Here is a 22,143-nt window from a genome sequence, read left to right on the forward strand (position 1 = left end):
GCGCCGTGGGAGAAGGCGCGCAGCGGTTGGCGGGGATTCCCGCCGGGCTAGACGCGGTTGCCGCTGCCGCTCTGCCGCGCCTGTTGCAGGAGTGCGGCGGCGATACGCTCCAGTGGCAGCACCTCCTTGGCCGCGCCCAACTCCACCGCCTCGCGCGGCATGCCGTAGACCACGCAGGTGGCCTCGTCCTGGGCAACGGTGTGGCCACCGGCCTGACGGATTGCCTGGAGGCCGCGGGCGCCGTCCTTGCCCATGCCGGTGAGCAGCGCGGCAATGAGGTTGCGCCCGGCGCAGCGGGCGAGGGAGTGGAACATCACGTCCACCGCCGGCCGGTGGCCGTTCACCGCTGCCTCGCGGTGCAGGCGCACCACGTAGTTGGCGCCGCTGCGCTGCACTTCCAGGTGGTAGTCGCCGGGGGCGATGAGCACATGGCCGGGGAGGATGCGGTCACCATCGCGGGCCTCGCGCACGGACAGGCGCGTCTGGCGGTCGAGCCGGTCGGCGTAGGATTTAGTGAAGCCCGGCGGCATGTGCAGGGTGACCACGGTGCCGGGGCAATCCGGCGGCAGGCCCAGCAGGACTTCCTTGATGGCCTCGGTGCCGCCGGTGGAGGCGCCGATGGCGAAGATCTTCTCCGTGCTCAGCAGCGGCGCGCTGCTGGCTGCCTCTGCGCTGGCCGCCGCGGTGGCGCGGGCGCGGGGCAGGCGGGCGCGGGCGGCGGTCTTGAGCTTGGCGCAGATTTCCTCGGCATAGGCCTGCATGCCCTCGGCGATCCCCAGGCGCGGTTTGGCGATGAAGTCGATGGCGCCCAGCTCCAGCGCGCGCAGGGTAGCTTCGGAGCCCTTCTCGGTGAGCGAGGAGATCATCAGCACCGGGGTGGGCCGGCCCTTCATCAGCTTGTCGAGGAAGGTCAGGCCGTCCATGCGCGGCATTTCCACGTCGAGGGTGATCACGTCCGGCGCGTGCTGCTTGATCAGGTCGCGGGCGACGAAGGCGTCGGGCGCGGCGCCCACCAGCTGCAGCTCCGGGTCGTTGTGGATGATGTCCTTGAGCAGGCTGCGTATCAGCGCCGAGTCGTCGACGATCAGGACCTTGACGGCCATCGGGCTTCCCTCCGTTCAGAACAGGTCGATGCTCCCGCCGCGCTCCCGGCGCGACAGTTGCTGGCAGTACTGCCGCTCGCGCTGCAGCACCGTGTCGTTGGCCAGGGTGCGCAGCTTGCGCACCAGCACCCGGCCGCTGCCGGGGAAGAAGTAGACCTTGCGCGGGTACACATCGAGCAGGTCCTGGGCGGCCAGCGGGATGCCTTCGCTCGCCAGGTAGTCCAGCACGAACTCGACGTTGCGCTGGCCGACGTCGGCGCTGAGGTTCTTCAGCACCGAGCCGCCGCCGAATACCTTGGCCTCGAAGTGCCGGCGCTGGCCGCCGCGGCGCATCAGGCCGTTGATCAGCAGGTCCATGGCGTGCACGCCGTAGCGCCCGGAATTCGACAGCAGGCCCTGTACGCCGGTGTCGCCGGGCAGCATGAAGTGGTTCATGCCGCCCAGGCCACTGCTGCGGTCGCGCAGGCACACCGAGACGCACGAGCCGAGCACGGTGACCAGCATCAGCGGCTCGGCGGTGACGTAGCACTCGCCGGGCAGCAGCTTCACCGCCTCGATGCCGAAGCGCGGGTCGTAGTAGCGATTGAGTTGGTCCAGGGCGGCGCCCATCACTGGCTCCCCACCGCCTGGTAGGTGGTGCGGCCCACCGAACGCACCAGGTGGGTGGCGTGGACGAAGTTCTCCGAGTGCCCGGCGAAGAACAGCCCGCCGGGCCGCAGCAGGCGCACCATGCGTTCGAGCAGGCGGGTCTGGGTCGGCTTGTCGAAATAGATCATCACGTTGCGGCAGAAGATCGCGTCCAGGCCGCCGGGGATGCCCCAGTCGCGGTCGAGCAGGTTGATCTGCCGGTAGTCGACCATCTGCCGCAGCTCGTGCACTACCCGGGCCTTGCCGGCGTTGCCGCCGGTGCCGCGGAGGAAGAAGCGCTTCTTCTGTCCAGGCGTCAGCGCCTCGATGCGTTCCAGCGGATAGATGCCCTGGCGCGCCTGGCCGAGCACGCCGGTGTCGATGTCCGAGGCGATCAGCTCCACCGGCGGAGTGAAGCTGCCCAGGGCGTCCACCAGGGTCATGGCCATGGAGTAGGGCTCCTCGCCGGTGCTCGAGGCGGTGGACCAGAAGCGCAGCGGCTGGTGGTCGCGCAGCTGCTCGGCGGCGAAGCGGCCGAGGTGGTCGAAATGGTGCTTCTCGCGGAAGAACGCGGTGAGGTTGGTGGTCAGCGCGTTGACGAACTGCTGCCATTCTTCCTCGTGGTTCTCCAGGTAGGCGAAGTACTCGGCGAAGCTGCCCAGCCGCAGGCTGCGCAGGCGCCGCGAGAGGCGGCTGTAGACCAGCTGCTGCTTGTTCTCCGAGAGGCTGATGCCGGCGTGCCGGTAAAGGCGCTCACGCACCTGCTGGAAGTCCCGGCGGGTGTAGTGGAACTCGTGCTCGGGGGCGGGCAGGTTGATCGACATCGGGTGGTCTCGGTGGTGGTTGCGTAGGGCGGATAACGCCTTTGGCGTTATGCGTCCTGCTTCATTCGGTGATTCGGAAACTTCGGCGCGGGTTTTTGCCCTCTCCCCAGCCCTCTCCCTGAAGGGAGAGGGAGTCGTTCGGCGTTGCCGGGAGTTACGGTGTTCCGCTTGATGGCATACGGTCCCCTCTCCCTTCAGGGAGAGGGTTAGGGAGAGGGGCTCTGCATGGCACCCAGTCCATCCCTGACCCTCCCTGGTCCGCGCGCGGCAACCGGCCCTCCCATTGCTCCGGCTGCCGCCATCCCTCAGCCCCGCCCGATCAGAACTCTTCCCAGTCTTCCTCCTTGCCCTTGGCGCGCACCGCCTTGGCCACGCCGCGGGCGGCGCGGGAGGTGTGTGCGGCCGGTTCGGCGCGGGCCGGGCGGGCGGAGGCCAGCGGCACCACGGTGGCCGCGACGGATTCGAGCTTGAACACCGCCACCTGCTGGTTGAGCATGCCGGCCTGCTCCTGCAGGGCCTCGGCCGAGGCGGCGGCTTCTTCCACCAGCGCGGCGTTCTGCTGGGTCATCTCGTCCATCTGCGACACGGCGCCGTTCACTTCCTCGATGCCGCTGCTCTGCTCGGCGCTGGCGGCGGCGATCTCGGCCATGATGTCGGTGACGCGCTTGATCGCCACCACGATGTCGCTCATGGTCTGGCCGGCCTGGGCCACCAGGGTGTTGCCGCTCTCGACCTTGTCCACCGAGTCGTTGATCAGCGTCTTGATCTCCTTGGCGGCGGCGGCGGAGCGCTGCGCCAGGGTGCGCACCTCCCCGGCCACCACGGCGAAGCCGCGGCCCTGCTCGCCGGCGCGCGCCGCTTCCACCGCGGCGTTGAGCGCGAGGATGTTGGTCTGGAAGGCGATGCCGTCGATCACCCCGATGATGTCGGCGATCTTGCGCGCCGAGTCGTTGATCGCCGACATGGTGCCCACCACCTTCTGCACCACGCTGCCGCCCTCGGTGGCGACTTCCGAGGCGTTCACCGCCAGCGAATTGGCCTGGCGCGCGTTCTCGGCGTTGAGCTTCACGGTGCTGGTCAGCTCCTCCATGCTCGACGCGGTTTCCTCCAGGCTGGAGGCCTGCTGCTCGGTGCGGGTGGACAGCTCGGCGTTGCCGCTGGCGATCTCGCTGGCGGCGGTGTGGATGGTGTCGGCCGCCTCGCGGATCTGCCCGAGCATGCGCGACAGGCTTTGCGCGGTCTCGTTGGCGTAGTCCTTGAGTTCGCCGAAGGTGCCCTGGTAGTCGGCGTCGATGCGCTGGGTCAGGTCGCCCTGGGCCAGGGCGCCGAGCACGCGGGTGACGTCGCGCAGGCCCTTGTCGGCGGTGTCCACCAGGTTGTTCAGGCCGGTGGCGATCTTCAGGAAGAAGCCTTCCTTGTTCGACGCCTCGATGCGCTTGCTGAAGTCGCCGGCGACGGCGGCGTCCACCAGTTGCGAGACTTCCTGTTCGGCGCGGAATTCCTCGGTGCGGTCGGTCCACTGCACGGCCGAGCCCAGGCGCTCGCCGGCATCATTGAACACCGGCACCACGTCCAGGGCGAAGCGGCGGCCGCCCAGGCTCAGCTCGGCCTTATGCCGCGCGGTGAGGTGCGCGAGCATGCCGCGCTGGTGCGCCGGGTTCTTGTGGAACATGTCGATGTTGGCGCCCATCAGGCGGCTGGCGTTGAAGTTCGGCAGCTGCTTGCGGATGTCCGACTCGGCGTTGGCCAGCATCTCGCTGACCGTGCGGTTCATGTAGATGATCTCCAGGTCGTTGTTGGCGATCATCACGTTGGCCGAGACGTTGTCCAGCGCGCTCTTGATCCGCGCGTTGTACTCGGCGGCATCGGCGTTGGCCTTGAGGCTGTTGCGCACGCCGTCGATGGCCTCGGTGATGATGGCTTTCTTGCCCGGCAGGCGGTCCATCTCCACCGAATAGTCGCCCTTGCCGTAGGCGGTGACGGTGGCGACGACTTTCATCTTCACCGCGATGTGTGCCGCGACCAGGTCGTTGATGCCCTTGGCGATGCGCGCCGGGCGGCCGGCGAACTTGTCCACCGCGATCACCTCGTCGATCCAGCCCAGTTCGTGCTGGCGGGTCATCTCCGCGAGGCCGGCTTCCAGGGCTTCCACCTGGGCCTGCTCGGCGCGCTGCTCGCGCAGGCTGCGCTGCACGCCGCGCAGGCCGTCGTAGAGGCGCTCGTAGCCGGCGGCCGGGGCTTCGCCGATGGCGACGTCGAGATTGCCGTCCACCAGGCTGTGGAGGATGGCGGTGATGCGGTCGGCGCGTTGCTGCGCCACGGCGTGTGCATTGAACAGACCCATGTTGTTTTTCCTCGGTCGCGATCAGGCGGCGGTTTCGTCGACCAGCGCCATTTCACGGCTGGTCATGAGTTTTTCGATGTCCACCAGGATGAGCATGCGCTCGCCCAGGGTGGCCAGGCCCAACAGGTACTCGGTGTCGAAGCTGGCGGCGAATTCGGGGCGTGGCTTGATCTCCTCGCCGGCCAGGGCGATCACGTCGGAGACCGAATCCACCACGGCGCCGACGATGCGCCGGCCGACGTTGAGGATGATCACCACGGTGAACTGGTCGTAGCTGATGTCGGCCAGGTTGAACTTGATGCGCAGGTCGACGATGGGCACGATCGCGCCGCGCAGGTTGATCACGCCCTTGATGAAGGCGGGCGCGTTGGCGATCGCCGTGACCTGATCGTAGCCACGGATCTCCTGCACGCGCAGGATGTCGATGGCGTATTCCTCGCGGCCCAGGGTGAAGGTCAGGTATTCCTGCACCGGGCTCGTCACCGCGGTGGCTTCAGCTGCGCTCATGGGTGGGTTCTCCTTGTGCTGCCAGGCGTGGCAGGGCATCGACATCGAGGATCAGGGCGACGCTGCCATCGCCCATGATGGTGGCGCCGGCGATCCCGTCGATCCGGCGGAAGTTCTGTTCCAGGCTCTTGATCACCACCTGCTGCTGGCCGACCAGTTCGTCCACCTGCAGGGCGAAACTCCTGCCCTCGGATTCGAGGATCACCACGATCCCCTGCTCCGGCGGCTGCGGCGCGGCGCCGATGTGCAGCAGCTGGTTCAGGGAGAACAGCGGCAGGTACTCGCCGCGCACGCGGATCACCGTCGACTCCTCGCCGGCGAGGCCGCGCACGTCGTCGGCGCGGGCCTGCAGCGACTCGACGATGTAGGTCAGCGGCACCACGTAGTTGACCTGTTCCACGGCGACGATCAGGCCGTCGAGGATGGCCAGGGTCAGCGGCAGGCGGATGCTCATGCGGGTGCCCATGCCCGGCGCCGAATCGATGTCGATGCGCCCGCCCATGGCCTGGATGTTGCGCCGCACCACGTCCATGCCCACGCCACGGCCGGACAGTTCGGTGACCGCCTCGGCGGTGGAGAAGCCGGGCATGAAGATCAGTTGCCAGACCTCGGCATCGCTCATCCCGTCGTGCACGGCCAGGCCCTTCTCGCGGGCCTTGGCGAGGATGCGCTCGCGGGACAGGCCGCGGCCGTCATCGGAGATTTCCACCACCACGCTGCCGCCCTGGTGGCTGGCGGCGAGCTTGACCGAGCCCTGGGCCGGCTTGCCGGCGGCCAGGCGTTCGGCGGGCGTTTCGATGCCGTGGTCGATGCTGTTGCGGACGATGTGGGTGAGCGGGTCGCTGAGCTTCTCGATAACGCTCTTGTCCAGTTCGGTGTGCTCGCCCTGGAGGATCAGCTCGACCTGCTTGCCCAGTCGCGCGGAGGTGTCGTGCACCAGGCGCGGGAAGCGGCTGAAGATGAAGCTGATCGGCAACATGCGGATCGACATCACCGATTCCTGCAGGTCGCGGGTGTTGTGTTCCAGTTGCGCCAGGGCCTGCTGCAGGCGTTCGAAGTGGGTAGGGTCCAGGTCTTCGCTGAGCTGGCTGAGCATGGCCTGGGTGATCACCAGCTCGCCCACCAGGTTGATCAGGCTGTCGATCTTCTCGACGCTGACGCGGATGGAGCTGGACTCGCTGTCGGCGCGCGGCGTGGCGGCCGGTTTCGCCGGGCCTGGCGCCGCCGCGGGCGCTGGCGCGACGGCTACCGGGGCCGCGCCGGCGGGCGCGCCGGGAGCGTCGTCGAAGAAGCCGAAATCGTCGTCGTGGTTGGCGCTAATGCTGGCGCTGGCGTCCGGCGTGCCGGGGGCATCGTCGAAGAAGCCGAAGGCGTCGTCATCGCTGGCGCTGTCGTCAGCGGCGTTGCCGTCACGGGCCGCCGGGGCCTCATCGAACAGGCCGAAGCCGGCATCGCTGGCCGCTGCGACAGGCGCTGCCAGCCAGGCGCGCAGGCGTTCGACGGTGGCGGCCACCGGTGCGTCCGGGTCGGGCACCTGGCTGCGGTGCGCGTCGAGCAGGCGCTGCAGGACGTCGCGGGCTTCGAGGAACACGCCGATCATGTCCGCGTGCAAGGCCGTCTGCCCGCAGCGGATGCGGTCGAGCAGGGTTTCCAGCTCGTGGGTCACGGCGGTCAGGTCGTCGAAGCCGAACATGCCGCTGGAGCCCTTGATCGAGTGGGCCGCGCGGAAAATCCCGTTGAGCGTCTCGGCGTCCGGCTGATCGAGGTCGAGCCCGATCAGCAGGAGTTCGAGGGTCGCCAGGTGCTCGTCGGTTTCCTCGAAGAACACCTGGAGGAAATGTTCCATTCCAGTGGCCATCGGCGATACCCCTACGGCAGGACCTTGCGGGTCACTTCCAGCAGCTTGGGCGGGTCGAACGGCTTGACCAGCCAACCGGTGGCGCCGGCGCTCTTGCCCTGCTGCTTCATGGCGTCGCTGGATTCGGTGGTCAGCATGAGTATCGGCGTACCGCGATAACCGGCCATGTCGCGCAGGCTGCGGATCAGGGTCAGGCCGTCCATGTTCGGCATGTTCTGGTCGGTGAAGACCAGGTTGTAGGTCTTGCGCTGGGCCTTGCCCAGGCCGTCCTTGCCGTCCACGGCCTCGTCCACCTCGTAGCCGGCGGACTTGAGCGTGAAGCTCAGCATCTGCCGGATGGAGGCCGAGTCATCGACGATCAGAATCTGCTTTCCCATTGCGTGTGTTCTCCTCGGGTTGCAATGCGTTGGCCTGGCGCGCGGGCGCACAGGTGCTCGCGCCATCCCGGCGCGCGGAAGGGGTGGGTGGGTCTCAGCCGATGAGGGCGAGGTTGGCCAGGTATTCGAAGACGGACTGCAGCATGTCGGGGCTCCTGCGTTGCCTTCAGATCAGAACAGTTCCACCTCGCCAGCGCTGAGGCTGGTCTGGGCGACCGGGTTGCTCAGGGGGCGGCCGAGTTCGGCGACTTCGCCGCGCAGGCGCTCGCCCCACTCGCCGGGTGGGCGGCCATCCAGCGCGCCGAGGCCGACGGCGAGGGCGCCCAGGCGCGCGCTGTGCTTGCCGATCTGGCCGAGCAGCTGGCTGCTCATGTCCTGGAACTGCAGGGCGGTGACCGCGGCGTTGACGCCGTCGCCCACTTCCAGGGAGATGCGGTCCAGCTCCTGCACCACCTTCACGGTGTGCTGGTTCATGGCGTCGAGGTCGTCGAGCATGTGCTGGATCTTCTGCCGCGAATCCAGGGCGAAGGTCATGTCCTTGTCGGCCAGCTGGCTGATGGCGCCTTCGGCGTCCTTGATTTCGCGATAGACCACGTCGACGTGCTCGCGGATCGCCTGGGAGAAATGCGTGGAACGGGTCGACAGCGCGCGGACCTCGTCGGCCACCACGGCGAAGCCGCGGCCGCTTTCGCCGGCGCGGGCGGCCTCGATGGCGGCGTTGAGCGCCAGCAGGTTGGTCTGCTTGGCGATGGCGTCCATGTCCTGGGTGGACTGCAGGATCTCGGCGATCTTGTGCGTCACGCGGTCCATGCGCTCCACCAGTTGCTGCGAGGTGCGGCTGGTTTCCAGGGTGGCTTCGACGAACAGCCCGAGGGTTTCCTGGGTGGCGTGGATGAAGCGCTGGAAGTCGATGTCGCCGTCCAGGTGGCCACGGCCGTCGTAGCGCTCGATCAGCGAATGGGACAGGCCGCGCTGGGTGTCGATGCGTTCGGCGAGGGCGTGGAAGCTGTCGGTGAGCTGGCGGATGGCCTGGTGCAGGAGGTTGTCGATCTGGTGGGTATGCCCGTTGACCGAGGCCAGGTGGCTTTCCACGGCGTCCTGCACGGGGCGCCAATGGGGCAGCTCGTCCGTATTCAGGCTGGCGGCCTGCGGGTCGCTGCCGGCCTGGCTGGCGCTGCACAGCAGGCTGCTCAGCACCAGGCTGGACAGCCAGCCCACCGGCAGCATCCACCAGAACGGCACGCCGAGGGCGCAGAGTGCGGCCACCACCGCCCAGGGCAGGCTCTGGATGACGAGGCGCCGCGGCCAGCCCTGGCCGGCGTCATGTTCCGCCTGGGGGGTCAACTGTGAATCGCGCATGTATGCACTCCATTGCCGGGCGCCGTGAACGGGCCGAACGGCTCTTGATACGTCTTGAGCAGGAATTCGGCCTCGCGATTTAAAACTAGAGTGCTGCTGCGTGATGTCAAACTGACGGCATATTTCCGTCGTCAGGGATATGCCCTTGATCTAGAGGGGTTTTTGCTGAATCGCCGTTCATCGAGGCTGTTTCGCGGGCGACGGGCGGTAGCGCGCAGGCCTTGTGGGACGCGGGTTGTAGCGATTTTTCGATGACAAAACGTGCCGGCGGGAGTGGCATCCGGAGCCAGTCAGTCGGGGGCGACTGTAGGAGCGCGCCAGGCGCGCGATCGCGCGCATGGCCCGCTCCTGCAATGGGCGACGGAATCGACCTGGGTGTAGGAGCGGACTTCGTCCGCGATAGGCCTGCATCGCGCCGGAGCCCGCTCCTACGCAGGTGGCTCAGAGGGTGCCGAGCAGCTTGCGCGCCGCCTGGGTGTGGTCGGCGATCAGGCGCTGCAGGTCGAGGCCTTCGACTTCACCGTCGATGACCCGCCAGGTGCCGCCGATCATGATCCGGTCGGCCTTGTCGGCGCCGCACAGCAACAGGGCCGACAGCGGGTCGTGGCTGCCGGAGAAGCGCAGCTCGTCGAGCGTGAACAGCGCGAGGTCCGCCTGCTTGCCCACGGCCAGTTCGCCGATGTCGCTGCGGCCGATCAGCTTGGCCGAGCCCCGGGTCGCCCAGCCCAGCGCGCGCTCGGGGGTGATCTGCTCGGCGCCGTAGCGCAGGCGCTGGATGTACAGGGCCTGGCGGGCTTCGAGGATCATGTTCGACGCGTCGTTGGAGGCCGAGCCGTCCACGCCGATGCCTACCGGCGCGCCGGCGGCTTCCAGCGCCACGGTGGGGCAGATGCCCGAGGCCAGGCGCATGTTCGAGCTGGGGCAATGGCAGACGCCGGTGCCGGCTGCGCCCAGGCGGCGGATTTCCTCGTCGTTGAAGTGGATGCCGTGGGCCAGCCAGGTGCGCGGGCCGAGCCAGCCGACGCTGTCCAGGTAGTCCACGGTGCGCTGGCCGAAGCGCTGCAGGCAGAAGTCCTCCTCGTCGAGGGTTTCGGCCAGGTGGGTGTGCAGGCGCACGTCCTCGCGCTCGGCCAGCTCGGCGCTGGCGCGCATGATTTCCGGGGTGACCGAGAACGGCGAGCAGGGCGCCAGGGCGATCTGCACCTGGGCGCCTTCGCCGCGCTGGTGGTACTCGCGGATCAGCCGCTGGCTGTCGTCGAGGATGGCCTCGGCGCTCTGCACGGTCTGCTGCGGCGGCAGGCCGCCGTCGGCTTCGCCCAGGCTCATGGAGCCGCGGGTGAGCATGGCGCGCATGCCCAGTTCCTGGACCACGCCGGCCTGCACGTCGATGGCCTGCTCCAGGCCGTCCGGGAACAGGTAGTGGTGGTCGGCGGCGGTGGTGCAGCCCGACAGCAGCAGTTCGGCCAGGGCGACCTTGGTGGCGACCGCCAGCTGGTCGGGGGTCAGGCGCGCCCACACCGGGTAGAGCGTCTTCAGCCAGGGGAACAGCGGCTGGTTCACCACCGGCGCCCAGGCGCGGGTGAGGGTCTGGTAGAAGTGGTGGTGGGTGTTGATCAGGCCGGGCGTCAGCACGTGCCGGCTGGCGTCGAAGGTGTGTTGGCAGGGGGTGGAGGGCTGCTGGCCGAGGGCGACGAGTTCGACGATGCGGCCGTCCTGGACGACGATGCCGCCACGGGCGTCGAGGTCGTTGGCGGTGAAGATGGCCAGCGGGTTGCGCAGCCAGAGACGCGGGGAAGACATGGGTGAGTTCTCCAAACGGACGGAGCCGTTCGTGTCGAGCCGGCTCCATGGGGTCATGGGAAGCCAGCTCAGTGTTAACCCTGTCTGCTGATCCAGGTACGCTTGGTGCTACCGAGCGGTTCGCTGCGCGTCGGCCATGGGGCGTTGGCGATCGTCGGGAAATGCTCATTGACTGGCGTCAACTGTGCTTTCCGGACAACCGCCGCCTTGCCTGGCTCTAGCTCGCAGAACCTGACGTCGGAGTCAAGTGAAGGCTCATGGTAGCCGTATCGGCGCGAGCCGTCACCAGTCGATCGTCGTTCCCTGGTAATCCAGGTAGAACTGGCCGCCCCGGCCGGCGTGGCCTTCGACCTGGTCGGCGAGGCCCTTCACGCTGGTCGGCACGTCCAGCGGCGCGGACTCGCCGCCCATGTCGGTGCGCACCCAGCCCGGGTGCAGGTTGAGCACGGTGATGCCGGTTTCCTCCAGCCCGGCGACAAAGCTGCGGGTCAGCGAGTTGAGCGCCGCCTTGCTCGCGCGGTACAGCGCCATGCCGCCGGATTGATTGCCGGCGACGCTGCCCAGTTCCGAGGTCATGAAGGCCAGGACGCCACGCTCGGCGTCCAGCCGCGGCAGCAGGCGCTCGGCCAGGCGCAGCGGGGCGACGGCGTTGACCATGAACAGTTGGCCCACCTCGGCCAGGCTGGCGTCGATGGCCGACTGATGCGGCGGGCCGTAGATGCCGGCGTTGATGAAGACGAGGTCGAAGCGGGCGCCGGCCAGGTTTTCGGCGAGGCGGTCCTGGGACGGCGCATCGTCGAGCAGCAGGGATTCCACGCGCACCGGCAGCGCGGCCAGTTCGCCGGGGTGGGCGGCGTCGCGCACGGTGGCGGTGACGTCCCAGCCGCGGCCCAGCAGTTCGCGCACCAGGCCCAGGCCGAGGCCGCGCGAGGCGCCGATGATCAGGGCGGATTTGGCAGTACTCATGGGGCTCTCCGGCAGCGTTGGAAAGGCTCCAGCATAACCGCTCAATCCTCCGCGCGCAGGCGATCCAGACGCAATCGGTCGCGCTCGTCGGTGAGCCGCCAGGCCGACAGCCAGACGGCGCCCAGGGCGGTGGCGAAGCCGGCGGCGGCGAGCAGGAACATCAGCAGGATCTGGTAGCGCGCGGCGTCCAGCGGGTCCATGCCGGCGAGAATCTGCCCGGTCATGATCCCCGGCAGGGTGATGATGCCGGCGGCGGCCATCTGGTTCAGCGTCGGGATCAGCCCGGTGTACAACGCGCGGCGCAGCACGCCGCCCAGCGCGGTGTAGCGGTCGGCGCCGAGGGCCAGGCGCGCTTCGATGGCGGCGCGTTCGCGGGTGACGCTGGCGAACACCTGGTTCAGCGCGAGGCTCGCGGCGTTCATGGACGTGCCGAGGATGATGCCCACCAGCGGGATGGCGTGCCGTGGGTCATACCAGGGCTGCGGCCGCAGGCTGCTGGCGAGGGCGAACAGGGCGATGCCCAGGGTGGCGACGCCGACGGTGCCGCCGCCGATGCCCAGGTGCCAGAAGCCGGCGAGGCGCCGGCGCTGCCGTGAGCCGACCTCGACGGTGGCGGCGCCGAGCATGCCCGCCACCACCAGGGCGGTCAGCCAGGGCGAGGACAGGGCGAACACCTGGCGCAGGAACAATCCCACCAGCACCAGCTGCACCACCAGGCGCACGGCGGAGATCAGCAGCGTGCGCTGCAGGCCCAGGCGCAGCGCCCAGGACAGCGCGGCGGCGGCCACGATCAGCAGCGCGGAGAGGGCCAGTTCCGGCAGGTTGAGCTGGAGCGGGGTCATGGGGCGTCCTCATGCAGGCCATGCTCATCGAGCCGCAGGTGGATATCGGCGAGGCGCTGCGCCTGGTCCGCATCGTGGCTGACCCACAGCAGGCCCATGCCCTGTTCCCGCTGGCGTCGCAGCAACTGCTCGACGGCGTCGCGGCTGGCCGGGTCGAGCGCCGCCGTGGGTTCGTCCAGCAGCAGGAAGCGCGGCTGCTGCACCAGGGCGCGGAGCAACGCCAGGCGCTGCCGTTCGCCGGTGGACAGTTGCAGGACCTGGGCCTGCAACAGCGCCGGGTCGAGGTTCACTTGCGGCAGCAGGGGGCGCACCGCGTCGAGGTCGGTGAAGTGCGCGGCGACGCTGTCTTCCCACCAGCCGGACTCGGCCGCCACGTAGGTGACCAGGCGCCGCCAGGTGCTGGCCGGCAGGCTCTCGCGGCTGACGCCGCCCAGGCTGACGCGGCCCTGGTTCGGGTCGAGGTCGGCGAGCATGCGCAGCAACAGGCTCTTGCCGATCCCCGACGGCCCGCTGAGCACCGTGCAGCGGCCGGGCGCCAGCTCGAGATCGAACGGCCCGCTGAGCGCGCCGCGCAGCTCGCGCGCCTGCAACGGGCCGAGGGGAATTTGCGGAAGGTTCATGGAGGGCCTTCGCCGGAGAAAATGAAGGCGAGCATAACAAGGGCGCCTGACGGTTTCTCCGGAAGCTGATTCTGTAGGAGCGAGCTTGCTCGCGAACCGCTCAGCGCCAGTGTGGTCGGCGAACGCTGTTCGCGAGCAAGCTCGCTCCTACAAAAAACAGCCGAGCCCTCTGCCGAGCTGGAGCCCGGAACGACAAGGCCCGGCATATGCCGGGCCTTGTGGATAAAAAGCCCCGCAGAGTGTGCGGCGGGGCCTGGGCAAGCAGCCCAATCAGTCGGTGGTGATCTTCGAGTGCTTCTGGGTGTCCTTCATGGTCACGTACACCAGCAGCGAGCAGGCGATGCACGCGGTGACGTACCAGTAGAAGCCGCTCTCCATGCCGATGCTCTTGAACCACAGCGCCACGTACTCGGCGGTGCCGCCGAAGATGGACACCGTCAGCGCGTACGGCAGGCCCACGCCCAGGGCGCGGATCTCGGTGGGGAACAGCTCGGCCTTCACCACGGCGTTGATCGAGGTGTAGCCGCTGACGATGACCAGCGCGGCCATGATCAGGAAGAACGCGCCCCACCAGGTGTCGATGGTGTGCAGGGTGCTGAGGATCGGGTAGGTGAAGACGGTGCCCAGCACGCCGAAGGCGATCAGGATCGGGCGACGGCCGATCTTGTCCGACAGCGCACCGACGATGGGTTGCAGCAGCATGAACAGGAACAGCGTGGCCGCCGAGATCATGGTGGAGTCGTTCTTGCTCATCCCCACCGTGTTCACCAGGTACTTCTGCATGTAGGTGGTGTAGGTGTAGAAGGCCAGGGTACCGCCCATGGTCAGGCCGACCACGGTCAGCACTTCCTTGGGATGGCGCAGCAGGGTGCGCAGCAGGCTCTCCTTGGGCTCTTCCTTCTTGGTGGCGAAGGACTCGGTCTCTTCCATGCCGCGACGCAGGAACATGGCCACGACCGCGCACAGCGCGCCGATGAAGAACGGCACACGCCAGCCCCAGCTTTCCAGCTGCTCGGTGGTCAGGGTCTGCTGCAGCACGATGAGCACCGCCAGGGCGATGAGCTGGCCGGAGATCAGGGTCACGTACTGGAAGCTGGAGAAGAAGCCGCGCTGCTCCTTGTTGGCCATCTCGCTCAGGTAGGTGGCGGAGGTGCCGTATTCGCCGCCCACCGACAGGCCCTGCAGCAGGCGCGCCAGCACCAGCAGGATCGGTGCGCCGACGCCGATGGTTTCATAGCTGGGGGTCAGGGCGATGATCAGCGAGCCGAAGCACATCAGCAGCACCGAGGCCAGCAGCGCCGCCTTGCGGCCCTTGCGGTCGGCGTAGATGCCCATCAGCCAGCCGCCGATCGGGCGCATCAGGAAGCCCACGGCGAAGATCGCGGCGGTGTTCAGCAACTGGGCGGTCATGTCGCCCTGGGGAAAGAAGGCCTTGGCGAAGTACAGCGAGAAGGCGGCGTAGACGTACCAGTCGTACCACTCGACCAGGTTGCCGACCGAGCCACTGAAGATCGACTTGATGCGCTGGGAAGTCGTGCGGGGTGCGGCAGAAGCGGAGACGGCGCTTGCGCTATCCATGGGGTGTTCCTCTTGTCGTTGTTGTCGTCAGGCGTGCGGACTACTCGAAACGTCACGCCGGCGCGCCGCGAGGGCGGCGCAGTGTCGAGGGCGATAGCAGGCACCGTGCCAAGGCGCGAAAGCCGCGTGGCAGAAGGGTTGCGCAGCGTTTGAGGCGTGTGCGGGCAGGCGAAGGGGCGCCTATCGTGGCGGGCCTTGAGCGGAAATCCGCCGAGGTGGGTGTAGGAGCGAGCTTGCTCGCGAACGAATTTCCCGGCGGCACCGCGGTTGGGCGGTTCGCGAGCAAGCTCGCTCCTACATTGGGGCTTCGGTGCGGGGTTCAGCCCGTCGCGTACGACGGGCATTGGGCAGGAGCGGACTCCGTCCGCGATCGGATTCCGCCGGCACGGCCTACCGTTGGCGAACAGATCGCGCCGTTACACGCCAACAATCTTCAGCGACCGAATCTCCCTTGTAGGAGCGGGCCATGCCCGCGATCGCGCGCATGGCGCGCTCCTACAAAAGGCGCTCCGGCATGGAGTCGGTACAGGATTGGGCCCATCGCGGACGACGGACATTGGGTAGGAGCGGACTCCGTCCGGGATCGGCATCCACCGGCACGGCCTACCGCTGGCGGAACAGATCCCCCGGGGTAAACCCGAACAACCCCTTGAACGAGGCGATATAGGCCGAGGTGGAGTCGTACCCGCAATCCAGCGCCGCCGCCGTCACGCTGTCGCCGGCCTCCAGCGAGCCGAGGGAGGCGAGCAGGCGCTGGCGCTGGCGCCAGAGGCGGAAGGTCATGCCGGTCTCGCGCTGGAACAGCCGCGACAGGGTCTTCTCCGACGTGCCGATGCGCTGCGCCCAGTCACCCAGGGTGTGGTTGTCGGTGGGGTGATCGATCAACGTCTGGCACAGCTGCAGCAGCCGCCCCTCCTGCGGCATCGGCAGGGAGAACGCCACTTCCGGCAGCTCGCGCAACTGGTCCAGCAGCACCTGGACCAGCCGCGACTCGGCGCTGTCGCCCTGTGGGTAATCCACCGGCAGCTCGCAGAAGCTCTTGATCAGCTCGCGCGCCAGCGGCGTCACCTCCAGTACACGGCAGCGATCCGGCGCCCACTGGCAGGCGTCGTCGCGGATGTACAGGCTGCGCATTTCCGCCTGGGTCGAGGTGACCACTTCGTGATCGAGGTAGGCCGGAATCCAGATCGCCCGCTGCGGCGGCGCAAAGAAGCTGCCCTGCGCCGTGTGTACACCCAGCACCCCGGTGATGGCATACGACAACTGCACCCAGGCGTGGTGGTGCCTACTGGTCCAGGACCCCGCGCGGAGCCGTTCGGCGCGCGCATAGACCGGCCGCGGCAGTCGGTCCAGCACCGGGATCAGGCGTTGCAGTTCGGGAGCTTGTCCTTTCATCGGTCCATCGGGGCGGCAGTCGCGAGTGGCCGAAGTCTGGCAGTCCTGCCCGGGCGCCTCAAGCGTGGCGCGCCGGCAGAGGCGTCGACGGCCGCGTTCGAACGGTGACCGCCTGGCGGCCCGAGGCATTCTGGCAGGTGTGGGGAAGGCCCGCCTCTGGCATTATCCGCGCCCGGAAAAACACGCGGTGCGCGCCGAAGGCGATTGGGTAGATTTCCTACAAGGGTGTTGTATACACAAATTGTGTTGATTCGTTTCAACACAGCTTTGTCATGTATCCAATCTTCCGGTGGGTGATTGCCAGTTCGGTGCCTTCCCATGGGGCGGTGCCCTGCAATCAGGCGAAGTTGTCCTGCGGGTCAGGAAATCGCCCGGCCTTTGCACCTGCGTCTTCTCTGCCAAAGGAGCGGACCCTGAAGGGTTCGTCATAAAAGTGGAACAACTGGTCAGGATTGGCGCCAATCTTGCTTTCCTCGCCAGGCCTGACCGACCGGACAGGTTCCACCGACAATTAAAAACGCAACACGACTGCACTGATTAGGAGCAACGCATGACTCGCACTCTCGCATCCCTGCTGCTCGCCGGCGGGCTGCTCGCGGCCGGGCAGGCCATCGCTGGCGGTGAAGACCTGACTCCGGCCCCGGCCGTCAACGATGGCCCGCTGATCTGGCACAACGAAAGCCTGACCTACCTGTGGGGCAAGAACTTCAAGGTAGATCCGCCGATCCAGCAGACCTTCACCTTCGAGAGCGCGAGCGCCTGGACCTGGGGCGACATCTGGTTCTTCGTCGACCAGATCAACTACAACGGCAAGGAAAGCGCCACCAACGGCAAGAACACCTACTACGGCGAGTTCAGCCCGCGCCTGTCGTTCGGCAAGATCACCGGTGCCGACCTGTCCCTGGGCCCGGTCAAGGACGTGCTGCTGGCCACCACCTACGAATTCGGCGAAGGCGACGTCGAGTCCTACCTGGTCGGCCCGGGCTTCGACCTGGCGCTGCCGGGCTTCGACTACTTCCAGCTGAACTTCTACTACCGCAAGCCCGACGGCAATCGCGTGCCGTCCGGCGCCTGGCAGATCACCCCGGCCTGGGCCATCACCTTCCCGGTGGGCAACTCCGACATCCTCTTCGACGGCTTCATGGACTGGGTCGTCAACAACAAGAGCGCCAGCTCCAGCGAGCGTAACCAGTCGGACTACCACGCCAACCTGCACTTCAACCCGCAGCTCAAGTACGACCTGGGCAAGTCCCTGGGCTACGAGGCCAAGCACCTGTACGTGGGTATCGAGTACGACTACTGGTCCGACAAGTACGGCATCAAGGATTCGCAGTACTTCACCACCGACCAGAACACCGTCAGCGCCCTGGTCAAGTACCACTTCTGATGCTCCCACCGACCCCGCCGCCTGGCGGGGTCGGTCCTTGTGCGGGTCGCACAGCGGGTGGGCGGACTGGCGTCGCGGCCCGCAGCGCTTTCGGAAGTTGCCGACACCGTTTCCGGCTCCCGGCCGATTGGTGCGGCGCTCGCCAACCTCTAGCTTTACGTCTCTTTAGCTTTACGCAGGAGATGTGAGCCATGATGAAGAAACTGTTGAGCGCGGCCATCGCCGCGAGCCTGAGCGCATCCGTGCTGGCGGCGCCGCTGGGGCACCCCAGCATTCCGCCGACCCAGGTGCATGACAACACCCACGCTGGTGGTTTCTACCAGGACGTGATCACCCGTTCCCAGCCGGCACCGGTGAAAGAGGAGCCGCAAGAGGAGCACAAGGCGGCCGTGGTCGCGGCCAACGAGTGCGCCCCGCTCTGGGGCGGCGCTGGCAAGTCCGAGCAGAACGAGCAGGCCCAGGCCCAGGCACGTGGCGACGAGCAGGATGAAAACCGCCGCGGCGTCGCGGTGATTCCGACCGCCGACCCGTGCGCTGGCCTTGGCCTGGCCCGCCCGCTGTACGGCAGCCTGACCGTCGGCGAAGGCGTGGGCATCGGTGCTGCGGTCGTCGCCATCGGCGCCGCCATCGGCAGCCACGGCGGTGGCGGCGGTGGCCACCACGGCTCGTCCGGCACCACCGGCACCACCAAGTGATCCCATGCCCCCGGTCCGCTGCCGGGGGCTGTGAGCACCAGGGCAGGGCTGGCGATGCCGGTTCCTGCCCTTTTTCACGTCTTGCGCTTGAATCCCGCCACCTGCCTGGGTTATCCATGCACCGCCCCTCGCTCACGCATGGACCTACGCATGACCCTCCAGGTACCCGCCCATACCGCGCCCAACGGTGAAAAGCCCGCCGGCCGCATTCGGCAGAAGAACGAGGAAGCCATCCTCACCGCCGCCGAGGAAGAGTTCGCCCGCCACGGCTTCAAGGGCACCAGCATGAACACCATCGCCCAGCGCGTCGGCCTGCCCAAGGCCAACCTGCACTACTACTTCAGCAACAAGCTGGGGCTGTACGTGGCGGTGCTGAGCAACATCCTCGAGCTGTGGGACAGCACCTTCAACCACCTCACCGTGGACGATGACCCGGCCATCGCGCTGGCGAGCTACATCCGCGCGAAGATGGAGTTCTCCCGCCGCTTCCCGCAGGCCTCGCGGGTCTTCGCCATGGAGATCATCAGCGGTGGCGAATGCCTGTCCGAACATTTCAGCCAGGACTACCGCACCTGGTTCGCCGGCCGCGCCGCCGTGTTCCAGGCCTGGATCGACGCCGGCAAGATGGACGCGGTCGATCCGGTGAACCTGATCTTCCTGATCTGGAGCAGCACCCAGCACTATGCCGACTTCGCCACCCAGATCGGCTTCGTCACCGGGCGCAAGCGCATGTCCAAGCAGGACTTCAGCGATGCCAGCGACAACCTCATCCGCATCATCCTCAAGGGTTGCGGGCTGACGCCGCCGGCCACGGCATGAGCTTCACCCTCGCCGGTCCTGCGGTGTACGACGAAGACATCCGCAAGAGCCGCTTCCATTGCGTCGCCGCGCCCATCGCCAGCGAGGCCGAGGCCCAGGCCTTCCTCGCCGCGCACCGCGACGCCAGCGCCGGGCACAACTGCTGGGCCTGGAAGCTGGGCAACCAGTATCGCTTCAGCGACGACGGCGAACCGGGCGGCACCGCCGGCCGGCCCATGCTGGTGGCGATCGAGGGGCAGGACATGGACCGCGTGGTGGTCATGGTCAGCCGCTGGTTCGGCGGCATCAAGCTCGGCACCGGCGGGCTGGCCCGTGCCTATGGCGGTTGCGCGGCGAAATGCCTGCAGGATGTCCCGCGCATCGAGCTGGTGCCCAGCAGCCGCCTGGCGTTCGACTGCAACTTTGCCGAGCACGCGCTGTTCAAGGCGCGGGTGCTGGCGCTGGGGGCCAGCGTCGAGGACGAAGCCTTTGGCGCGGACGGGGTTCGACTGACGCTGAACCTGCCGACCACCCAGGTCCCTGCGCTGCAGAAGCTGCTCAACGATCTCAGTCGCGGACGACTCCAGGCTCGTTTGCTGGACGACTGACGCTTCTCCCCAAACACCGTGGAACCGCCTGTGGATAACCTGTGGTCGGTCTCCGCCTGTCCGCGCCATCCGCCGCTTTTCGCAGGTTGATCATTTTCTGACCAATGTGCCCGTCCGCTGCTGAGCAAAATATGAACAAGCTGTGGAAAAGGTGTGAGTGAAATGATCGGCGAAGGCGACGGCGGAGCGAAGCTGACCCTTCGGTGGATTATTCATCGGATTGATGCAGGGCTTGCCATGCCTGGGCTCGGGCGTTTCGCCGGCGACGCGGACTGCGTTGCCTGAGGTTGGGGGCAAAGCACTGGATAAACTGTGGGCAATCTGTGGGGAACCTGTCTCACGGGCGAGACAGGTTGTGCGCTGAACGGTCGTCACAGGCTGCCAGCCCTGGCGAAATGCCCGCCGCTTCACTTCGAAAACCTGTGGATAACACTGGGGAAAAGGCGCCGGCATGGCCGGCGCCAGAGCGGGTCAGAGACGGAACTGTGCCATCTGCCGCGCCAGGTCGTCGGCCAGGCTGCGCAGCTCGCGGCACTGCTCGCGGCCGTGCTGCACTTCCCGGGTGGTGGCATGGGCGAGGTCGGCGATGCCCTGCACGTTGCGGTTGATCTCCTCGGTCACCGCCGACTGCTCCTCGGTGGCCGTGGCGACCTGATGGTTGATGTCGCTGATGCGCTCCACCTGGTCGGCGATGGCGCCCAGCGAAGCGCTGGCCTGTTCGCTGGCGGCCAGGCTCTGCCCGGTGGCCTGCTGGCCTGACTGCATCGAGCGCACCGCCGCTTCCGCACCGTCCTTCAGGCGCTGGATGATCGTCAGGATCTCGTCTGTGGAGCCCTGGGTGCGGCTGGCGAGCGTGCGCACCTCGTCGGCCACCACGGCGAAACCGCGACCCAGCTCGCCGGCGCGCGCCGCCTCGATGGCGGCGTTGAGAGCGAGCAGGTTGGTCTGCTCGGACACACCGCGGATCACCGCCAGCACCTGGTCGATGCTCGCGACCTGCCCCGCCAGTTCGCCCACGGCGCCGGCTGCTTCGCCAATCTCGCCGGACATGCGCTGGCCCACCTGCAACGAGCCGCCGACCACGCGCCGCGCTTGCCCGGCTTCCTCGCGGGCTTGCTGCGATGCGCTGGCGGCCTGTTCGGCGTTGCGGGCGATCTCCTGCACCGTGCTGCCCATCTCGTTCACCGCCGTGGCGACCATGTCGGTCATCTCCTGCTGGCGACCGGCACGGTCGGCGGTATTGTCCACCACCTGTGCCACTTCGCCGACGGTGCGCAGCAGTTGCTGGCTCGTACCGAGCACCGCGCCGATGAGCGCGCGCTGGCCTTCGAGAAAGCGGTTGAAGCCGCGGGCCAGGTCGCCCAGTTCGTCGGCGCGGCTGTCGTCCAGGCGCCGGGTGAGGTCGCCGCCGCCACCGCCGATTTCCAGCAGCGCGCCGGTGACCTGGCGGATCGGCCTGACCAGGCTGCGCGCCATCAGCACCACCAGCGCCAGGCAGAGCAGGGCGACCACGGCGCCGGCGAGGCCGGAGAAGGCCAGCGCGGAGCGGGCATCGGCGTAGATTTCCGCTTCCGGCACTTCGCTGACCAGGGTCCAGCCCAGATCATGCAGCGGCAGGCTGGCCGCCAGGTAGGCTTCGCCGTCGCGCTCGAAGCGGGCGCTGTGGAAGCCCTGCTGGCCCAGCAGGGCGCCGGCGGCGTCGGCACCGATCAGGTCACCCAGGCTGCGGCCCTTGGGCAGCGAGGCGTCGGGGTGGATCTGCACCTGGCCGTCGTTGTTCACCAGGTACACGCGGCCGGACTGGCCGAAGCGGAAATCGCGGATCAGGGTCGACAGCTCGCGCATCTGCAAGCCCAGCCCGGCGATGCCCAGCAGGGTGCCGTCCTGCTCCACGCGCTGGTCGATGAACAGCGCGAGCTCGCCGGTGCTGGCGTCGGTGTCGATGTTCAAGGTGCGTGCCTGGCCGCTGTCGATGAACTGGAAGTACCAGCCATCCTTCGGGTCGCTGCGGCTCAGGGTGCGTTCCTTGCCCTTGTCGCTGTAGTAGGCGCCACTGGCGTTGGCGGTGATCAGCGCGGAGAAGGCGTGCTGGGAGGCGCGGATGCCGCCCAGGTACCGGGTGAAGTCGGCAAGTTTTTCCGGACTTTCGCCGGCGGCCAGCCAGTCCTTGACCAGGGTGTTCTCGGCAATGCCGGCCGCCGCCGTGATGGGGCCGGTGAGGCGCTTCTCGAAGTCGTTGGCGATCGCCTGGATGCTTGCCGGCAGCGCTTGTTCGAGCAGGTAGCGCTCGCTCAGGCGATTGACCAGCACGGCGTACAGGCCCAGGACGATGAGCAGGCTGATGAGCAGGGCAGCGCCCATGCTGAGGATGAGTTGGGTCTGGATACTTCGCAGGCGCATTTCTTGTTTTCCTCCGAACGCACAACGAAACGCCCGCCAGGCGGCGGGCGAAGAG

Annotated in this window: 20 protein-coding genes and 1 pseudogene; 5 read left to right on the forward strand and 16 right to left on the reverse strand. The window is 67.7% G+C overall.

The genetic code is table 11. The features are described from left to right. Positions 1-47: 47 nt before the first annotated feature. From N0B71_RS09025 to N0B71_RS09090, 14 genes are all read right to left on the reverse strand, one after another. Complete coding sequence (locus tag N0B71_RS09025; RefSeq protein ID WP_259758428.1) at positions 48-1,103, reverse strand: protein-glutamate methylesterase/protein-glutamine glutaminase; 1,056 nt, start codon at positions 1,101-1,103, stop codon at positions 48-50. Positions 1,104-1,118: 15 nt separating this feature from the next. Next, positions 1,119-1,712, reverse strand: coding sequence for a chemoreceptor glutamine deamidase CheD (cheD, locus tag N0B71_RS09030; protein ID WP_259758429.1), 594 nt, complete (start codon positions 1,710-1,712; stop codon positions 1,119-1,121). Beyond that, positions 1,712-2,554: a CheR family methyltransferase gene (locus tag N0B71_RS09035; protein WP_259758430.1), complete on the reverse strand. Its 843-nt coding sequence runs from the start codon at positions 2,552-2,554 to the stop codon at positions 1,712-1,714. The genes cheD and N0B71_RS09035 overlap by 1 nt, the downstream gene beginning before the upstream one ends. 319 nt (positions 2,555-2,873) lie before the next feature. Further along, complete coding sequence (locus N0B71_RS09040; RefSeq protein ID WP_259758431.1) at positions 2,874-4,898, reverse strand: methyl-accepting chemotaxis protein; 2,025 nt, start codon at positions 4,896-4,898, stop codon at positions 2,874-2,876. A gap of 21 nt (positions 4,899-4,919) precedes the next feature. Continuing rightward, on the reverse strand, positions 4,920-5,405 hold the full coding sequence (locus tag N0B71_RS09045; RefSeq protein WP_259758432.1) for a chemotaxis protein CheW: 486 nt from the start codon (positions 5,403-5,405) through the stop codon (positions 4,920-4,922). Beyond that, positions 5,392-7,263: a chemotaxis protein CheA gene (locus N0B71_RS09050; protein WP_259758433.1), complete on the reverse strand. Its 1,872-nt coding sequence runs from the start codon at positions 7,261-7,263 to the stop codon at positions 5,392-5,394. Before N0B71_RS09050 ends, N0B71_RS09045 begins: the two co-directional genes overlap by 14 nt. A gap of 11 nt (positions 7,264-7,274) precedes the next feature. After that, positions 7,275-7,640, reverse strand: coding sequence for a response regulator (locus N0B71_RS09055; RefSeq protein ID WP_045213473.1), 366 nt, complete (start codon positions 7,638-7,640; stop codon positions 7,275-7,277). 171 nt (positions 7,641-7,811) lie between these two features. Further along, positions 7,812-8,999, reverse strand: coding sequence for a methyl-accepting chemotaxis protein (locus tag N0B71_RS09060; RefSeq protein ID WP_311197219.1), 1,188 nt, complete (start codon positions 8,997-8,999; stop codon positions 7,812-7,814). 441 nt (positions 9,000-9,440) lie between these two features. Continuing rightward, a complete protein-coding gene (locus N0B71_RS09065; RefSeq protein ID WP_259758434.1) occupies positions 9,441-10,799 on the reverse strand; it encodes an 8-oxoguanine deaminase in 1,359 nt (452 codons plus the stop codon). A gap of 282 nt (positions 10,800-11,081) precedes the next feature. Continuing rightward, entirely contained in the window at positions 11,082-11,765 is a 684-nt protein-coding gene (locus N0B71_RS09070; protein ID WP_259758435.1) for an SDR family oxidoreductase, read from the reverse strand. A 41-nt stretch (positions 11,766-11,806) separates the two neighbouring features. Beyond that, complete coding sequence (locus N0B71_RS09075; RefSeq protein ID WP_259758436.1) at positions 11,807-12,607, reverse strand: ABC transporter permease; 801 nt, start codon at positions 12,605-12,607, stop codon at positions 11,807-11,809. After that, on the reverse strand, positions 12,604-13,227 hold the full coding sequence (locus N0B71_RS09080; protein WP_259758437.1) for an ABC transporter ATP-binding protein: 624 nt from the start codon (positions 13,225-13,227) through the stop codon (positions 12,604-12,606). Before N0B71_RS09080 ends, N0B71_RS09075 begins: the two co-directional genes overlap by 4 nt. Before the next feature lie 270 nt (positions 13,228-13,497). Further along, positions 13,498-14,805: an MFS transporter gene (locus N0B71_RS09085; protein ID WP_259758438.1), complete on the reverse strand. Its 1,308-nt coding sequence runs from the start codon at positions 14,803-14,805 to the stop codon at positions 13,498-13,500. 603 nt (positions 14,806-15,408) lie between these two features. Next, entirely contained in the window at positions 15,409-16,200 is a 792-nt protein-coding gene (locus N0B71_RS09090) for an AraC family transcriptional regulator (RefSeq protein ID WP_259758439.1), read from the reverse strand. Positions 16,201-16,750: 550 nt separating this feature from the next. On the opposite strand from N0B71_RS09090, the gene N0B71_RS09095 reads away from it, so the two are divergent. The 5 genes from N0B71_RS09095 to N0B71_RS09115 all read left to right on the forward strand — a co-directional run bounded on the left by N0B71_RS09095 (position 16,751) and on the right by N0B71_RS09115 (position 19,973). After that, positions 16,751-17,587 (forward strand): outer membrane protein OmpK, encoded by an 837-nt coding sequence (locus N0B71_RS09095; RefSeq protein WP_259758440.1) that lies wholly within the window; start codon positions 16,751-16,753, stop codon positions 17,585-17,587. Between the two features lie 191 nt (positions 17,588-17,778). Next, on the forward strand, positions 17,779-18,282 hold the full coding sequence (locus N0B71_RS09100; RefSeq protein ID WP_259758441.1) for a hypothetical protein: 504 nt from the start codon (positions 17,779-17,781) through the stop codon (positions 18,280-18,282). Between the two features lie 150 nt (positions 18,283-18,432). Then, entirely contained in the window at positions 18,433-19,101 is a 669-nt protein-coding gene (locus N0B71_RS09105) for a TetR/AcrR family transcriptional regulator (RefSeq protein WP_259758442.1), read from the forward strand. After that, positions 19,098-19,688: an IMPACT family protein gene (locus N0B71_RS09110; protein ID WP_259758443.1), complete on the forward strand. Its 591-nt coding sequence runs from the start codon at positions 19,098-19,100 to the stop codon at positions 19,686-19,688. Before N0B71_RS09105 ends, N0B71_RS09110 begins: the two co-directional genes overlap by 4 nt. A 153-nt stretch (positions 19,689-19,841) precedes the next feature. Continuing rightward, positions 19,842-19,973 carry a hypothetical protein gene (locus tag N0B71_RS09115; protein WP_259758444.1) on the forward strand — a complete coding sequence of 44 codons (132 nt, stop codon included), beginning with the start codon at positions 19,842-19,844 and terminating at the stop codon, positions 19,971-19,973. Positions 19,974-20,159: 186 nt separating this feature from the next. On the opposite strand, the gene N0B71_RS28240 is transcribed toward N0B71_RS09115, so the two are convergent. After that, positions 20,160-20,897: a methyl-accepting chemotaxis protein gene (locus N0B71_RS28240; RefSeq protein ID WP_442964674.1), complete on the reverse strand. Its 738-nt coding sequence runs from the start codon at positions 20,895-20,897 to the stop codon at positions 20,160-20,162. Positions 20,898-21,074: 177 nt separating this feature from the next. Next, a pseudogene (locus N0B71_RS28245) lies at positions 21,075-22,088 on the reverse strand (cache domain-containing protein); the annotation flags it as partial. Positions 22,089-22,143 lie beyond the last annotated feature (55 nt).

Source organism: Pseudomonas sp. GCEP-101, from assembly GCF_025133575.1.
Classification (GTDB): domain Bacteria; phylum Pseudomonadota; class Gammaproteobacteria; order Pseudomonadales; family Pseudomonadaceae; genus Pseudomonas; species Pseudomonas nitroreducens_B.

What these genes read in the sequence shown, in the direction of transcription:
- N0B71_RS09025 (WP_259758428.1), bottom strand. Translation starts at nt 1,103, where the DNA reads ATGGCCGTCAAGGTCCTGATCGTCGACGACTCGGCGCTGATACGCAGC.
- cheD (WP_259758429.1), bottom strand. Translation starts at nt 1,712, where the DNA reads ATGGGCGCCGCCCTGGACCAACTCAATCGCTACTACGACCCGCGCTTC.
- N0B71_RS09035 (WP_259758430.1), bottom strand. Translation starts at nt 2,554, where the DNA reads ATGTCGATCAACCTGCCCGCCCCCGAGCACGAGTTCCACTACACCCGC.
- N0B71_RS09040 (WP_259758431.1), bottom strand. Translation starts at nt 4,898, where the DNA reads ATGGGTCTGTTCAATGCACACGCCGTGGCGCAGCAACGCGCCGACCGC.
- N0B71_RS09045 (WP_259758432.1), bottom strand. Translation starts at nt 5,405, where the DNA reads ATGAGCGCAGCTGAAGCCACCGCGGTGACGAGCCCGGTGCAGGAATAC.
- N0B71_RS09050 (WP_259758433.1), bottom strand. Translation starts at nt 7,263, where the DNA reads ATGGCCACTGGAATGGAACATTTCCTCCAGGTGTTCTTCGAGGAAACC.
- N0B71_RS09055 (WP_045213473.1), bottom strand. Translation starts at nt 7,640, where the DNA reads ATGGGAAAGCAGATTCTGATCGTCGATGACTCGGCCTCCATCCGGCAG.
- N0B71_RS09060 (WP_311197219.1), bottom strand. Translation starts at nt 8,999, where the DNA reads ATGCGCGATTCACAGTTGACCCCCCAGGCGGAACATGACGCCGGCCAG.
- N0B71_RS09065 (WP_259758434.1), bottom strand. Translation starts at nt 10,799, where the DNA reads ATGTCTTCCCCGCGTCTCTGGCTGCGCAACCCGCTGGCCATCTTCACC.
- N0B71_RS09070 (WP_259758435.1), bottom strand. Translation starts at nt 11,765, where the DNA reads ATGAGTACTGCCAAATCCGCCCTGATCATCGGCGCCTCGCGCGGCCTC.
- N0B71_RS09075 (WP_259758436.1), bottom strand. Translation starts at nt 12,607, where the DNA reads ATGACCCCGCTCCAGCTCAACCTGCCGGAACTGGCCCTCTCCGCGCTG.
- N0B71_RS09080 (WP_259758437.1), bottom strand. Translation starts at nt 13,227, where the DNA reads ATGAACCTTCCGCAAATTCCCCTCGGCCCGTTGCAGGCGCGCGAGCTG.
- N0B71_RS09085 (WP_259758438.1), bottom strand. Translation starts at nt 14,805, where the DNA reads ATGGATAGCGCAAGCGCCGTCTCCGCTTCTGCCGCACCCCGCACGACT.
- N0B71_RS09090 (WP_259758439.1), bottom strand. Translation starts at nt 16,200, where the DNA reads ATGAAAGGACAAGCTCCCGAACTGCAACGCCTGATCCCGGTGCTGGAC.
- N0B71_RS09095 (WP_259758440.1), top strand. Translation starts at nt 16,751, where the DNA reads ATGACTCGCACTCTCGCATCCCTGCTGCTCGCCGGCGGGCTGCTCGCG.
- N0B71_RS09100 (WP_259758441.1), top strand. Translation starts at nt 17,779, where the DNA reads ATGATGAAGAAACTGTTGAGCGCGGCCATCGCCGCGAGCCTGAGCGCA.
- N0B71_RS09105 (WP_259758442.1), top strand. Translation starts at nt 18,433, where the DNA reads ATGACCCTCCAGGTACCCGCCCATACCGCGCCCAACGGTGAAAAGCCC.
- N0B71_RS09110 (WP_259758443.1), top strand. Translation starts at nt 19,098, where the DNA reads ATGAGCTTCACCCTCGCCGGTCCTGCGGTGTACGACGAAGACATCCGC.
- N0B71_RS28240 (WP_442964674.1), bottom strand. Translation starts at nt 20,897, where the DNA reads ATGACCGACATGGTCGCCACGGCGGTGAACGAGATGGGCAGCACGGTG.